Origin of the sequence: Acinetobacter sp. RUH 2624 (assembly GCF_000162375.2) — a bacterium.
In the GTDB taxonomy this organism is placed as follows: domain Bacteria; phylum Pseudomonadota; class Gammaproteobacteria; order Pseudomonadales; family Moraxellaceae; genus Acinetobacter; species Acinetobacter nosocomialis.
Genome location: NZ_KI391939.1, coordinates 3,090,286 through 3,104,570, shown reverse-complemented (window position 1 = coordinate 3,104,570; position 14,285 = coordinate 3,090,286). Strand labels below are relative to the sequence as shown.

Annotated in this window: 13 protein-coding genes and 1 pseudogene; 9 read left to right on the top strand and 5 right to left on the bottom strand. The window is 39.2% G+C overall.

The features are described 5' to 3' along the window. Nucleotides 1-682: 682 nt before the first annotated feature. The 3 genes from HMPREF0014_RS21200 to HMPREF0014_RS21190 all read right to left on the bottom strand — a co-directional run bounded on the left by HMPREF0014_RS21200 (nucleotide 683) and on the right by HMPREF0014_RS21190 (nucleotide 2,872). Entirely contained in the window at nucleotides 683-1,804 is a 1,122-nt protein-coding gene (locus HMPREF0014_RS21200; protein ID WP_002051942.1) for a 5-(carboxyamino)imidazole ribonucleotide synthase, read from the bottom strand. A 9-nt stretch (nucleotides 1,805-1,813) separates the two neighbouring features. Then, the gene (gene purE, locus HMPREF0014_RS21195; protein WP_000994663.1) at nucleotides 1,814-2,326 is read right to left on the bottom strand and encodes a 5-(carboxyamino)imidazole ribonucleotide mutase; all 513 of its coding nucleotides are present in this window, start codon (nucleotides 2,324-2,326) and stop codon (nucleotides 1,814-1,816) included. 183 nt (nucleotides 2,327-2,509) lie between these two features. Then, entirely contained in the window at nucleotides 2,510-2,872 is a 363-nt protein-coding gene (locus tag HMPREF0014_RS21190) for a DMT family protein (RefSeq protein WP_004711246.1), read from the bottom strand. 241 nt (nucleotides 2,873-3,113) lie between these two features. On the opposite strand from HMPREF0014_RS21190, the gene mpl reads away from it, so the two are divergent. Then, nucleotides 3,114-4,487 (top strand): UDP-N-acetylmuramate:L-alanyl-gamma-D-glutamyl-meso-diaminopimelate ligase, encoded by a 1,374-nt coding sequence (mpl, locus tag HMPREF0014_RS21185; RefSeq protein ID WP_006581480.1) that lies wholly within the window; start codon nucleotides 3,114-3,116, stop codon nucleotides 4,485-4,487. A 70-nt stretch (nucleotides 4,488-4,557) separates the two neighbouring features. Here the strand turns inward: mpl and HMPREF0014_RS21180 are convergent. Then, nucleotides 4,558-5,809 (bottom strand): annotated as a pseudogene (locus HMPREF0014_RS21180) (low temperature requirement protein A). Nucleotides 5,810-5,945: 136 nt separating this feature from the next. On the opposite strand from HMPREF0014_RS21180, the gene HMPREF0014_RS21175 reads away from it, so the two are divergent. The 8 genes from HMPREF0014_RS21175 (at nucleotide 5,946) to HMPREF0014_RS21135 (ending at nucleotide 13,447) form a co-directional block, all read left to right on the top strand. Next, the gene (locus HMPREF0014_RS21175; protein ID WP_006581479.1) at nucleotides 5,946-6,542 is read left to right on the top strand and encodes an undecaprenyl-diphosphatase; all 597 of its coding nucleotides are present in this window, start codon (nucleotides 5,946-5,948) and stop codon (nucleotides 6,540-6,542) included. A 317-nt stretch (nucleotides 6,543-6,859) separates the two neighbouring features. After that, nucleotides 6,860-7,816: a TerC family protein gene (locus HMPREF0014_RS21170; protein ID WP_006581478.1), complete on the top strand. Its 957-nt coding sequence runs from the start codon at nucleotides 6,860-6,862 to the stop codon at nucleotides 7,814-7,816. 188 nt (nucleotides 7,817-8,004) lie between these two features. After that, on the top strand, nucleotides 8,005-8,370 hold the full coding sequence (locus HMPREF0014_RS21165; RefSeq protein ID WP_016804248.1) for a hypothetical protein: 366 nt from the start codon (nucleotides 8,005-8,007) through the stop codon (nucleotides 8,368-8,370). A gap of 21 nt (nucleotides 8,371-8,391) precedes the next feature. After that, complete coding sequence (locus tag HMPREF0014_RS21160; RefSeq protein WP_006581476.1) at nucleotides 8,392-9,552, top strand: glutathionylspermidine synthase family protein; 1,161 nt, start codon at nucleotides 8,392-8,394, stop codon at nucleotides 9,550-9,552. 291 nt (nucleotides 9,553-9,843) lie between these two features. After that, nucleotides 9,844-10,899 carry an aromatic ring-hydroxylating dioxygenase subunit alpha gene (locus HMPREF0014_RS21155; protein WP_006581475.1) on the top strand — a complete coding sequence of 352 codons (1,056 nt, stop codon included), beginning with the start codon at nucleotides 9,844-9,846 and terminating at the stop codon, nucleotides 10,897-10,899. Nucleotides 10,900-10,955: 56 nt separating this feature from the next. Continuing rightward, nucleotides 10,956-12,281: a guanine deaminase gene (gene guaD, locus HMPREF0014_RS21150; protein ID WP_020992343.1), complete on the top strand. Its 1,326-nt coding sequence runs from the start codon at nucleotides 10,956-10,958 to the stop codon at nucleotides 12,279-12,281. A gap of 214 nt (nucleotides 12,282-12,495) precedes the next feature. After that, nucleotides 12,496-13,023, top strand: coding sequence for a hypoxanthine phosphoribosyltransferase (gene hpt, locus HMPREF0014_RS21140; protein ID WP_002051884.1), 528 nt, complete (start codon nucleotides 12,496-12,498; stop codon nucleotides 13,021-13,023). Between the two features lie 172 nt (nucleotides 13,024-13,195). Further along, a complete protein-coding gene (locus tag HMPREF0014_RS21135; protein ID WP_000269732.1) occupies nucleotides 13,196-13,447 on the top strand; it encodes a GlsB/YeaQ/YmgE family stress response membrane protein in 252 nt (83 codons plus the stop codon). Nucleotides 13,448-13,493: 46 nt separating this feature from the next. Here the strand turns inward: HMPREF0014_RS21135 and HMPREF0014_RS21130 are convergent, their stop codons facing one another. Continuing rightward, complete coding sequence (locus HMPREF0014_RS21130) at nucleotides 13,494-14,192, bottom strand: DsbC family protein (protein WP_006581472.1); 699 nt, start codon at nucleotides 14,190-14,192, stop codon at nucleotides 13,494-13,496. Nucleotides 14,193-14,285 lie beyond the last annotated feature (93 nt).

The window sequence follows — 14,285 nt, the reverse complement described above, 5'->3', positions numbered from 1 at the left end:
CCTAGTTCAATTTTTAAATTTAAATTTGTCTTTACCATACCATTATGGACTCAAAATTTTCAGAGAGAAATCGTAAATTTGAATTCATAATTCCTTCTTTAAATTCATTTCCAGAGTTTTAAATTCAAATTTTGCATCCAGTTTTAAATTTAAAACTTCCAACATCAGATTAATTATTTTTAAATTCAAAAATCGCACCCATACTTTAAATTCAAAACATCAGTTTAAATTTAAATATTCAAATCACAAACCAATTGTGGATAACTTATAAAACCACACACTAAAACTGCCGAAACCCCTATATTCTATATATCTTTCATCATCTTTATACGCTACAAGCCCCTCACCACTCATGGATACATGTTTTAAATTTAAAAGTTAGATATAGTTTTGAATTCAAAATACCACTCAGATAACATGCATCTTTTTAAATTCAAAACGCACATAAGCTAGAGACCCGATTTAAATTCAAACTTTAGGTATTGGGGATAACTTATTTTAAATTCAAAACCACCAAAAACAAGTTATTCTATTTTTAAATTCAAAATTACAACCTTTATTTAAATTCAAAAGCTCAATAGAAGTTATCCACAGCAAGACAATATTAGATTTTTTAATTTTTTTAAATTTAAAAGATAAAAAAAGCGATCCGAAGATCGCTTTTTTGCAAATTTTAACTGAATTAAATGGTCATATCAGCTGTTAATGCGAGTGGTTCTGGCAAAATTTTCGCTAATTGACGGCATAAATTCGTCAATTCATTACTATCCACAGGCATTAAGGTAATGTGGCCTAACTTACGGCCAGCACGTTCTGATTTGTTATAAAGGTGCAGATGAGCGCCATTTAGTGCTAAAACATCTTCAGTTTTAGGATGCTGACCAATAATATTGATCATGACCGTTGGTCGAACAACGTCTGTTGAACCTAATGGTAAGCCTGCAACAGCTCGAATATGGTTTTCAAACTGTGAACATACAGCACCTTCAATTGACCAGTGACCTGAATTATGAACACGTGGTGCCATCTCATTCGCGCATAGGCCTTGTTCTGTCACAAATAGCTCGAGAGTTAGCACACCTACATAGTTGAGATGATTTAACAAACGTGTAATGTAGTCTTGAGCAACAGGTTGTAGAGCTTCACTATTCGGTGCAGGAACGATTGAGTGCGACAAAATACCGTTGTGATGGTGGTTTTCAGCCAATGGCCAAGTCTTCACTTCACCATTTTGACCACGTACTGCAATAATCGAAACTTCGCGAGAAAACTTCACAAAGCTTTCAGCAACTAAGCTTTTTGCAGGACCAAGCTCTGCCCAAGCTGTATCAATTTGGTCTTCTGAACGAAGTACAAACTGACCTTTGCCGTCATATCCACCAGTTGCTGTCTTGAGCACAATTGGTAAACCAAGCTCAGCAACAGCTTTTTTTAAGCTTTCTAGGCTGTCTACAGCACGATACGGCGCAACAGGAATCGCAAGTTCATCAAATAATGCTTTTTCTGACAAACGATTTTGTGCAGTTGCTAAAGCAATACGGGGAGGGTGCAATGTTTTGGTTTGTGTTAAAACATCTACGTCCGCAACCGGCGTATTTTCAAACTCAAGACTGAAAACATCAGCACTTTCAATAAACTGCTTTAAACCTTGTTCATCTTGGCTAGAAAAAACTTGGCCTAAAACACCTGCTGGACAATCTGTATTTGCTTCAAAAAAAGTACATTGAATATTTAATGGTAACGCTGCTTGCGCCATCATACGGCCCAATTGCCCACCACCAAAAATACCGATAGTTTTATCCATTTCAGCCTCTTAAACCTGTCCCGGAATATTGTTGCTTGCAACTTTATCAGTTTGCGCAGCACGGAAATCTGCAACATTTTTTGCGATTTCAGGACGAGTTAAACCTAAGATTTGAGCAGCCATAATCGCAGCATTAGTCGCACCAGCTGGGCCAATTGCCAAAGTACCGACTGCGATACCTGCTGGCATTTGTACGATTGAAAGTAATGAATCTACACCATTTAAAATTGATGATTTAACTGGTACACCCAACACAGGTAAGTCAGTTTTTGCCGCACACATACCCGGTAAATGCGCAGCGCCACCAGCGCCTGCAATAATCACTTGAATACCGCGATCACGCGCAGTTTCTGCGTATTCAAATAAACGGTCTGGCGTACGGTGAGCAGATACCACTTCCGCTTCAAATGGGACACCAAGCTGTTTAAGCATATTGGCAGTATGTTCAAGCGTTGCCCAATCGGACTGGGAACCCATGATAATTCCGACTAAAGGTTGGGTATCTGTTGCGACCGCGTTCATTGGCATTTCCAAAGCGTAAAAATGGTAAAAACTCGACTTGTACCAAGCCAAGCATGAGAGAAAAAGATGAGGCCAATATTATAGCTGTTTTTTCACTCACCCCAAAGCCCAAGTTTATGAGGAAAAAGCGTGAATCCGATGGATTTAACAACGATCTGTCTGAAAACCCAATTTCAAATAATTTTACTGGCTTCTAAATACAAAATAGACACAACCAAACAAGCATAACATGGCCCAAACATAGTCTAATTTAAACGGCTGCTTAAACAGCAACACCATAAATGGTACAAATACAATGAGGGTAACCACTTCTTGGGTAATTTTCATTTCACCCAAAGTCCAGTTTTGATCACTCAAGATTCGAGTTGCTGGAATCATAAAACTATATTCCAGTAGGGCAATAATCCAACCGAATAAAATCGCTTGCCAGAATGGAGCATGGTGCAAAAACTTAAGATGCCCATACCATGCAAGTGTCATAAAACAGTTCGAAATAATTAATAGCACAAAAGCTAAAACCGTTGGGCTCAAAGGCACATCCTTCATCGTCACGATGATTTAAGTATTAATATGGATCAAAAACATTATAAAAGATAAAACTATAATTCAGCTTAAATCTAAAAAATAAAGCTGTACTTTTATGAGTGCCTCAAACACATAGAACAACAACGAATTTTGACTATCTTTTCCAGTTGAGCCTTGCTATCGTTGCTGGCAAATTTATCAATAATGAAAACACAGTAATTCACATTAATACTGTGTACAAAAGCAGTGGAGAAGGCGAGCAATGCATCTGCATATCTTGGGTATTTGTGGCACTTTTATGGGCTCTTTAGCACTTTTAGCTCGTGATTTAGGACATAAGGTAACAGGTTCCGATTCAAACGTTTACCCGCCAATGTCTACCCAGTTAGAAAATGCAGGTATTGAACTCATGCAAGGCTATGACCGTAGTCATTTACAGCCTCATCCAGATTTGGTCATTGTCGGCAACGCTATGAAACGTGGTATTGATGCCGTCGAATACATGCTCAATGAAGGCCTGCCATATATTTCTGGTCCACAGTTCCTTGCTGACCACGTTTTACAAGGCAAACATGTCCTTGGGGTGGCGGGTACTCATGGAAAAACAACCACAACAACCATGTTGGCTTGGGTACTTGATCAGGCTGGTTTAAACCCAGGCTTTTTAATTGGTGGTGTGCCACTTGGTTTTAGTGAAAGTGCTCGTTTAGGCGGTGGCAAATACTTCTGCGTTGAAGCCGACGAATATGACTCAGCTTTCTTCGATAAACGTTCTAAGTTTGTTCATTATCATCCAAAAACGGCGATTTTAAATAACCTTGAATTTGACCATGCCGATATTTTTGATGACCTAGCAGCAATTCAAAAACAGTTCCATCATCTTGTGCGTACCATTCCAAGTGAAGGCCGTATTATTGCGCCAATTACTGAAACTCATATTGATGAAGTACTTGAAATGGGTTGCTGGACGCCAGTGATTCGTACAAGTTTAGAAGCGAATGAAAAAGCTGCTTTGTCTGCCGAATTAATTTCAATTGATGGCAGCCATTTTAAAGTACTCGAAAATGGTCATGCCATTGGCGAAGTGAAATGGAGCATGACAGGGCAACACAGCGTAGCAAATGCTTTGGCAACCATTGCAGCCGCTCAACATGTGGGTGTTTCGCTTGAAAAGGCTTGTGACGCTTTATCTAACTTTGGCGGTGTGAAACGCCGTATGGAGTTACTCGGTACAGTGAATGGTATTGAGGTTTATGATGACTTCGCTCACCATCCAACAGCAATTGATACGACTTTGGATGGCGCACGTAAACGTTTAGGCGAACGTCGTTTATGGGCCATTATTGAACCGCGTTCAAATACCATGCGCATGGGTAGCCATAAAGATGGCTTGGCACATTCAGCACGCTTAGCAGATGACGTTATCTGGTATCAGCCAGAAGGTTTAGACTGGGATTTGCAACCAGTGATTGAAGCTGCTTCAAACCGCGCTCAAGTCAGCCGTTCACTTGATGAAATTATTAACCGTATTGTTAATGAAGCAGGTGAGGGCGATGCTGTTGTGATTATGTCTAATGGCGGCTTTGGTGGCTTACATCAAAAACTTATAAACGCATTAAAAGCAAAAGCTGCTTAACTTTCTCTCTAGATGATTTAATAAAAAAACGGGTTTCAGTTTGAAACCCGTTTTTTTAGTTTAATGGTTTTTAAACCTGCTTTGGCTCTATATCTTCTATAAATTTATTCGAGATGAATAAACGTAACGTATAAACAATACCCATCGCAAACACGCTATACCCCACGTTATTACAAATAAATGGAATACATAAAATAATGAGTGCAGTAATAGGATAAAACCATTTAGAAATTCCAGCTAAACATTCAAACTCGTATAACATCCATATACAAGTGGTATAAAGCACCACACTCACTGCGACAATTACGCCCATATATAAATCAGAGATATGTGCATGATGGGTCGTGACATCCACGGCGGCGGCAAGCGCAGCACCTACGGCAGCAATACTCACAAAGACAAAATAATGGCCATAACCCCATACAAATGGACGCACACCTTTAAAATGATGATGTTGTTCACTACGATCAAAGTAAGCCCACCACATTGCGAACATGAGCATCAATCCACCAATCATTAAGAAAACGGCTGGAATATTGATAGATTGAGCCGCAAGCGCATCACGTATGGCATTAAAACTCCCTACGATTGATTCGCCTAAAACAATAATAGTGAGGAGAGCATAGCGCTCTACAATATGATGAGGATGCCACGGTGTAGGCGAATGTTTTTCCGCATAGATAGGAACAAATAACTCGAACACAACCAGACATAAAAATAGAGGTATAGAAAGGACATGAGCAAAGTTAGCTACAAGCCAACCAATTTGTACTAAGACTATACCGATCGCATAGCGGTAAGCCGTAACTCGCCGTTCAGGATCATGTTTTGCTGCGCGAAGCCACTGGGTGACTAAAGCCAAGCGCATAATCACATAACCTACAATAATGATGTCAAAGTCCTGACTACGAAATACATCAGGAATACCTGCGGCCATGACCAATGAACCCACAATCTGTACAAAGGTAAGGCACCGATACAATGCGTCATCATTATCGTAAGCTGAAGCGAACCATGAAAAATTCATCCACGCCCACCACAGTGCAAAAAATACCATCAGGTAGCTTGGCAGAGCATGCCAGAGATGATTTTCAATAATCGCATGATGTAACTGCTGACCCGCTGTGGCAATCGCAACCACAAAAATTAAATCGAACAATAGTTCAAGGGGAGTCGCTGCTCTATGCGGCTGTTTTGGATCTCTTGGAGATAAAGGCCTCAAACTTAATTTTTTCTGTTTTTCTTGAGTAGTCATAAAATTAACGTTCTCGAATAAAGTGCCAACACGTTAACACTTTAATATTAACGTCCAGATCACGCATTAAAAATTATTCAGGTCTGATGATTAATCTTTACTCATCAATAAACTATATTTCATTTTTGTGACAATTCTTTATCAAGACAATAGCCTTAATTCTTTATCATAGCCCACGTTTTTTGTTCTCGTTTGGAATATGAATGTCTTTAGAAACACTCAACCTTAGCTTATTCCATGTCATCAATGGTGCTCAGGATGCGAGTCAATTTATCATTCGTCTTGCTATCTTTTTTGCTAATGATCTCCTGTATATTCTTTTATTCATACTTACATTTTTATGGTTTTATGGCGATCAAGATTTAAAAAATAGGGTCATTAAATCTGTCTTTTTAACCTGCATATCACTTTTGGTGGGTTATATTATTTCTCTGTTTTATCACCATCCAAGACCGTTTGTGATGGGTGTGGGCACCACGTTTATTGAACATGCGCCAACAGCGTCTTTTCCAAGTAATCATATGCTAATTTTTAGCACCATCTCGCTATCTTATTTGTTTGCTCAGCGCAAAATGATTGGAATGATTCTTTTATTTTTGTCATTTGTGGTGGCATGGTCACGTATTTATTTAGGTGTGCATTTCCCTTTAGATATGTTGGGTGCTTTTATTGTCGCGCTATTGGTCAATACAGCAGGTTATTACTTTTGGAATGCTTACGGTACAAGTTTGACCGCATTCTTTATTCACCTTTACCAGATTATATGTAAACCACTTTTAGATCGTGGTTTGATTAAATAATCCATAGAACTTTTAGTATTCACGCTACGACATTAAGTTCAGTTGCGTAATACAAAAAAATCTGCCATTCTATGTGAAATTGGATAGGTTTTATCCAATACAGAATTTAGTTTGACAAGGGGAGTAGCCTCCTCCAAACATAACAGCAATGTTATGTGTCAGATATCGTCAATACACTTTTATTAAAAAGTCGGTATCTGAGCATCGTGAAATTCATGATGTAGGCAAGACCTTGATCATGTTGGTACAGATGTTTAATTCATCTGGCAACTGGTCGAGGTTTTTTTATGCCCAATTGCCGGATGTAGGGAGGATTTATGGAAACAATCGGCAATTTATGGCTGTACGTAGCATTCTTTGGCATAGTCATTGTCATGCTCCTAATTGATTTCTTGGGCTTTAAACAAAAGCAGGGCCAGGATGTCTCAATTAAGCAAGCTGCCTACTGGAGTGTGGCGTGGGTAAGCGTCGCGGTCTTATTTGGTGGCGGTTTATGGCTTTATCTTCAACAAACGGTTGGGGTGACCTTAGCAAACCAAAAAACCATGGAATACTTTGCAGGTTACTTACTTGAAAAGTCCCTCGCGATTGACAACGTTTTCGTCTGGTTAATGATTTTTGCGGCATTTGCTATTCCAGCGGCACTACAACGTAAAATTTTGCTCTACGGCGTATTAGGCGCAATCGTACTGCGTACTCTCTTTATTTTTATTGGTGCATGGTTCGTTCAAGAGTTCTCTTGGGTGCTTTATATCTTTGGTGCGTTCTTGATATATACAGGTTTCAAATTCTTAAAAGGCCAAGAAGAAGAAACCAATATCGAAGACATCAAAGTTTTAAAGTGGCTACGTAAGCACATGCGTATTACGCCACAGCTTGAAGGTGACAAATTCTTTGTACGTCAAAATGGTTTATTGTGGGCAACGCCGTTATTTCTAGTTTTAATTTTAGTTGAAGCTTCAGACGTAATTTTCGCGGTAGATTCTATTCCTGCTATTTTCGCAGTAACGAGTGATCCATTTATTGTTTTAACGGCGAACTTAATGGCAATTTTAGGTTTACGCGCAATGTTCTTCTTACTTGCTGGCGCTGCTTCTAAACTGCATTACTTACCGTATGGCTTAGGCATTATCTTATTGTTCATTGGTGCAAAAATGTTATTGCTTGATGTATTCCATATGCCAATCTGGATCTCGTTAAGCTTTATTATCATAGTGTTAGCAATCACTGCTTACCTTTCTTTACGACACAACAAAAAACAATTGCAGTCTTAATTCATTACAACAAGGCATCTCAAGTGTAGATGCCTTGTTATCTAAATTTTTAAAAGAGACTGTACTTTAAAAAAACAGATCAATATCATATGCCAACTAAAAATTTATCTTTCCTAATCAGAAACATAATAGATAACAGCGATTCGGTATTTCATGCCGAACATACTTATTAAAATGTGTGGAGTCTCATGCGTTCTAAAAAAATTAATCTTGTCGTGGTCCCTTTATTACTCACGGCATGTAGCCATAAAGATGGTCCATTAGTACAAGACGTATATAACAACCAATATGACTGTGCTCGCGACTGGAATAACGAAACATGTAAACAAGAAAATAGCTCAAGTGGACATGGTTCTAGCTATGTTGGTAGCCGCTATTTAGGTCCCGCGTATTATCGAAACAATCGGGAAGTTTCTTTTCACGGCAATACCTTACATCCTTACAGCAATTTGAGTGTAGGTCACCCCATTATTTCAAGTACGGCGAAAAGCGCATCTTCTTCATCCCCAATTCGTGGGGGATTTGGTCGTAGCGGCTTCTCTTTCGGCGGCTAACTCCTCAGGCATTCACTGAATATGAAAAGAAAAATATTTACTCCACGTCCAGACTGGCAAGTGGAGCATCAAAATATTGGTTTCGATTATTTTAATTTACCTTCTCTCGATGGCTCAATTTACTGGTCTGAAGGGGTTGCTTATGAATTTACGCTTAAGCAGATTGAACAACTTGAAGATGCAGCAAATGAACTGCATCAGATGTGTTTATCGATAGTAGGAGATCTCATTCAACGGGGTGACTATCCTGCTTACTTTCAAATTCCCGAAACCGCTATAAACCATATTGAACGTTCATGGAAACAAAATGCTCCGATGCTGTATGGCCGCTTTGATTTCGCTTACGATGGGCGAAATATCAAAATGCTGGAATATAACGCAGACACACCGACTGGCTTACTCGAAGCTTCTGTCGCACAGTGGCTGTGGATAGAACAAGTTTCGGGCATTGCAAACCGAGACCAGTTCAATAGCATTCACGAAGATCTGATTAAACGCTGGAAGACAATTTTACCGCGGGGTAGCCATGTGCATTTTGCTGCCTGTCAGGAAGCGGGAAGGGAAGACTGGGGCAATTTAGAGTACTTGATGGATACCGCTTACCAAGCTCATCTACAAGTTTCTGAGCTTTCTATGGAGAACATAGGCTGGAACGGGCAAGATTTTGTTGATCTCCATAATCAGCCCATTCAAAACATATTTAAACTCTATCCATGGGAATGGATCTGGGAAGAAGCATTTTCTCAATATATCCACCCACAAACACAATGGATAGAACCTTGCTGGAAAATGCTACTTTCAAATAAGGCGATTCTGGTTGAGCTTTGGAAGCGTTATCCAAACCATCCATTATTAGTCGAATCCCATACCTATAACCCGCAGCAAAGTTTGTCCGGTAAATGGGTGAAAAAGCCAATTTTGGCAAGGGAAGGTGCCAATATTCGAGTTTTACAAGACGGCCATGACCAAGGCACGGCTTCTGGTAGCTTTTATTTTGATGACTATGACAAATATGGTTATGTCGTACAGAAATGGGTAGACACCCCATTATTTTCAGGACAACTACCTACTCTTGGTTTATGGATGGTTGGACATCAATGTGCAGGCATGTCTATTCGTGAAGATTGTTATGACATTATTGGTAATGACGCCCATTTTGCAGCGCATTATTTTGTCGATTAATAAACACCTAGACAGATATAAAAAAGCACTTTTTAGGTGCTTTTTTATTGTGCCCTCAACGCAATCAATCAGTGCATTCTAAGTACATAGCGAATAATAAACTTTAGGTTTTAAAGTTAAATTAGAACAAAAATTCAAAAATAGTATTAATTAACCTCTTGTATTTTAATATTTTTATCTAATTTATTTTCTTAAAAATCAATATTGGCAAGCTCTTTGCATCTCCAAAAAAGAAAAAAGCCTAGATTTTAGGGGCTCGTGAGAGCCCTGATTTTTTTAAGGAGTGATGCCATGAATGCGATTCCAACTTTAACGCCGCTTGCCATGCCGTGTAACAGCAGTTTTGATGCAAAAGATTGGGAAATTTTATCGAGCCATTGGTATCCGGTAGCGCGTATTCAAGATGTCTCTACTGCGCCTCAACGAGTCACACTACTAGACGTCAATATGGCACTCTACCAGACAGAAAGTGGTGAAATTCATCTGGTCCGCGATATTTGTCCCCATCGTGGCGTGCCTTTAACCAAAGGTTGGGTTGATGGTGAGGAGATTGTGTGTCCTTATCACGGTCTACGTTACAACACCGAAGGGAAATGTACCCAAATACCAGCTCAACCTGAGCTAACCAAAATTTCTGATCGTTTTTCTCTAACTAAATTTCCGGTTGTGCAAAGATACGGTCTCATTTGGACCAGTATTCATGGTCGTGATATTACTCAAGCCAATATTCCTGTATTAGATACTTGGGATGATGCAGAGCATCAAGCAATTTTGCCACCTTTTGTGGATATTGGTGGCTCTAGCGGTCGTCAGCTTGAAGGGTTTATCGATGTCGCTCATTTTGCATGGGTGCATCACAACGCCTTTGCGAATCGTGATAATCCCATCGTCCCTAAATATCACACTGAACGTACCAACTACGGCTTAAAAACGGTCTATATCAGCAATGTCAGTAATTATCCGCATGAGCTAAAACATCTCGAACCAGAAGGCTTTTTGTGGAAGCGTACTTTTGAGGTTTATCCGCCATTTTCTGCCGTGCTTACTGTCGATTTCCCAGAAAGTGGGGTCTTAAAAATTTTGAACGCCTGTTGTCCTATCTCAAGTAATAAAACCCGTTTATTTGTTCCACTCACACGTAACTTTGACCAAACAGGTGATTTAGAAAAAGTATATGCATTTAATGCGCAAATTTTTGCCGAAGACCAAGACATGGTCGAATCACAAAAACCAGAAGAACTACCGCTCGATCTAATGATGGAAGCACATTTTGAAGCAGACCGTTCATCAACGACTTATCGACGGATTTTGGCTGAATGGGGACTAAGTAAACGTTATACGGTTTAAATCTTGGCTAACTGGGGTACAATCAATCGAAAAAAGTGAAAATATATAGGCTATCCATGTCATTGATCGCAAATACCACCGTTGTGCGTGGTCGTTTTTTAGATATTCAACAAACTGTCTCTGAGCCAACTGATATTCCAAATCAAGTACGTTATTTGGAAGATGGTGTATTGATTAGTGAACATGGAAAGATCAAATGGTTTGGTGCATGGGAAGATGCAGAGCAGCATCTACCTGCTGGAGTTGAGGTTCAACATTATCCAGAACAATTAATTGTACCTGGCTTTATTGATACCCATATTCACTTCCCGCAAACCGAAATGGTGGGAGCTTACGGCGAGCAACTTTTAAGCTGGCTTAATACTTATACTTTCCCAACCGAAATACAGTTTCAAGACAAAGCATATGCAAGCGAAATTGCCCAGTTCTTTGTTCAGGAACTCTTAAAACACGGCACAACCACAGCGCTGGTGTTCTGCACAGTTCATCCCGAATCTGTGGATGCCTTATTTGAAGCCGCAGAACGCGTTCAGATGCGTTTAATTACCGGTAAGGTACTCATGGACCGTAATGCCCCTGAAGCGCTGTGTGACACACCAGAAACGGCTTACAGCGATACTAAAACACTCATTGAAAAATGGCATGGTAAAGGCCGTGCTCTGTATGCGATTACGCCACGATTTGCACCGACTTCTACACCTGAGCAATTAGAAAGAGCAGGGCAGCTAAAACAAGAATTTCCAGATGTTTATGTCCATACGCATTTAAGTGAAAACAAAGATGAAATCGCTTGGGTGAAATCTTTATTTCCGGAACAAGCTGGCTATTTAGATGTTTATCAACACTATGGCCTAACTGGTAAACGTTCTGTGTTTGCGCATTGTGTTCACTTAGAAGATGAAGAATGGCAATGTATGCATGATACACAATCGGCTATCGCATTTTGCCCAACTTCAAATCTGTTCTTAGGTAGTGGTTTATTCCCATTGAAAAAAACTTGGGAAAAGCAAGTCAAAGTAGGTTTGGGGACAGACATTGGTGCAGGTACTTCGTTTAGCTTACTGCAAACTGTTAACGAGGCTTATAAGGTTCAGCAATTACAAGGTGATAAACTTTCAGCTTATGAAGCGCTTTATCATGCAACCTTAGGCGGAGCAAAAGCGCTTGATTTACAAGATCAGTTAGGCAACTTCAACATCGGTAAAGAAGCAGACTTTGTGGTACTCAACCTAAAGCCAACAGCATTACAGGAGCTTCGCCAGTCTAAATCTAAGTCTGTTGAAGATTCACTGTTTGCATTATTCACTTTAGGTGATGACCGTAATATTGAGGCGACTTATATTTATGGAAACCGTGCTTATCAAAAAGAAACAGCCAAATAAAAAAGGCATTGTTAAGTTTTTGTTATTATTTGGAATATGTGCTCTTGCATTAAAGCATGATCGACATAATCCGCAAAATGATAAAATTTCAGACCCATCAAAGGGTGCATGAAACGTCATTTTGCTTTAAAATTTTACCATTAACTCAGATTTTCGAGGTGTTGCAGGTCAACACCTTTTTTATTTTTTCTTTTATATCTTGTAGGAATCTGCCATGACTGTTGCAATGAGCATCATGATTTCAACCGAAGAAATTCAAGCAAAAGTCAAAGAGCTCGGCGAGCAAATCAATTCTCATTATGCAAATAGTGACAAAGAATTGGTTCTGATTGGTCTACTTCGTGGTTCTGTTATTTTCATGGCAGACTTATGCCGTACCATTACCAAACCGCACGAACTCGATTTCATGACAGTGTCTAGTTACGGCGGCGGTACCACTTCAAGTCGAGACGTTAAAATCTTAAAAGATCTTGACGGTGAAATTCGTGGTAAAGATGTGCTGGTGGTTGAAGATATTATTGACTCTGGCAACACCTTAAGCAAAGTTGTGGAAATGTTGCAAACTCGCGAACCAAATTCGATTCAATTATGCACATTAGTGAGTAAACCATCACGCCGTGAAATTGATCTCGAAGTTAAGTTTTTAGGTTTTGAAGTTGAAGATCGGTTTATTGTAGGCTATGGCTTAGACTACGACCAGAAATATCGTCACTTGCCATTTATTGGTGAGATTGGTTTATAAATTTCATAAAAATGGCACCATAAGGTGCTATTTTTTTATATAACGTTTTAGCTTTGAACAAAAAAGACACAAAAAGTCGCAATCTGCTACAGACAAAACAGTTGGCTCTGTCGCACGATAGAATATGAAGCAAAATCATTAACTTCATCAAAAAAACAACTGGAGAACAAATATGTGGTCACTTATTGTTGCTATTGTGGTTGGTTTCTTCGCAGGCTTAATTGCACGTGCTTTACATCCTGGTGATGATAAAGCAGGTTTTATCGTTACTACTTTAATTGGTATCGCAGGTTCACTTTTAGCCACTTATGGTGGTCGTTTACTTGGTCTTTACGGAGAAAATTCAGCTGCGGGCTTTATCGCTTCCGTAATTGGTGCAGTCATCATTTTGTTTATTTACAACTTGATTGCACGAAAAAGCTAAACTTCAGTTCATTCATAAAAAAAGCACCTAATGGTGCTTTTTTTATTTACAGGCCTAGCTCTTTCCAAACTTCCTGAATTTCTTCAGCAGACCTCGCACCTACTAGTTTAAAACCGTTTGCAAAAATTAGGGTAGGAGTAGCATTAAAACCTAATTTTCTTCCAAGTTCCAAGTTCCGATCAATTGGGTTTGCGCAGCTCGCAACTGTTGGTTTTACACCTTGTTCAATCAGTTTCTTCCAAGAGTATGATTGGCTCGGTGCACACCAAACTTGTCTGGAAACGACAATAGACTGAGGTTTTAAAGGGTAAATAAACGTATAAATTGTTACATCTTTAAGTTTATCGAGTTCAGGTTCAAGTTTTTTACAGTAAGGGCAATTCGGATCGGAAAATACCGCTAAAACATGCTGACCATTACCTTTGACCGTTTTAATGGCATCTTTTAAAGGTAATTGCTTCCAATCAATTGAGTTTTGTCCTAGAACTAAGTCTTTAGTTAAATTCTTCTGGTCCTTTAAGCGGATCATAGAGCCTACCAACATATGCTGACCATCTTCACCAAGATAAATGATTTGTTGATCTAGATTGGCGCTATATAACCCAGGCATTTCGGTTTTCTGAATATTGCTAATTTTTAAATTAGGATATTGTTTTTTAATATTTTCCCGAACTGTATCTACATTAGCGAAACTCAAACTTGTAGTTAAACTAAATAACGCCAATATTCCTAATTTTTTAATCATAAAACCGACTCGGAGGCAGGAGAGGAGAACATTTTAATCAGTTCCGTTAGTGAAAACAGAACTGATTACCGAGTTATAACCAAACTTCTACTC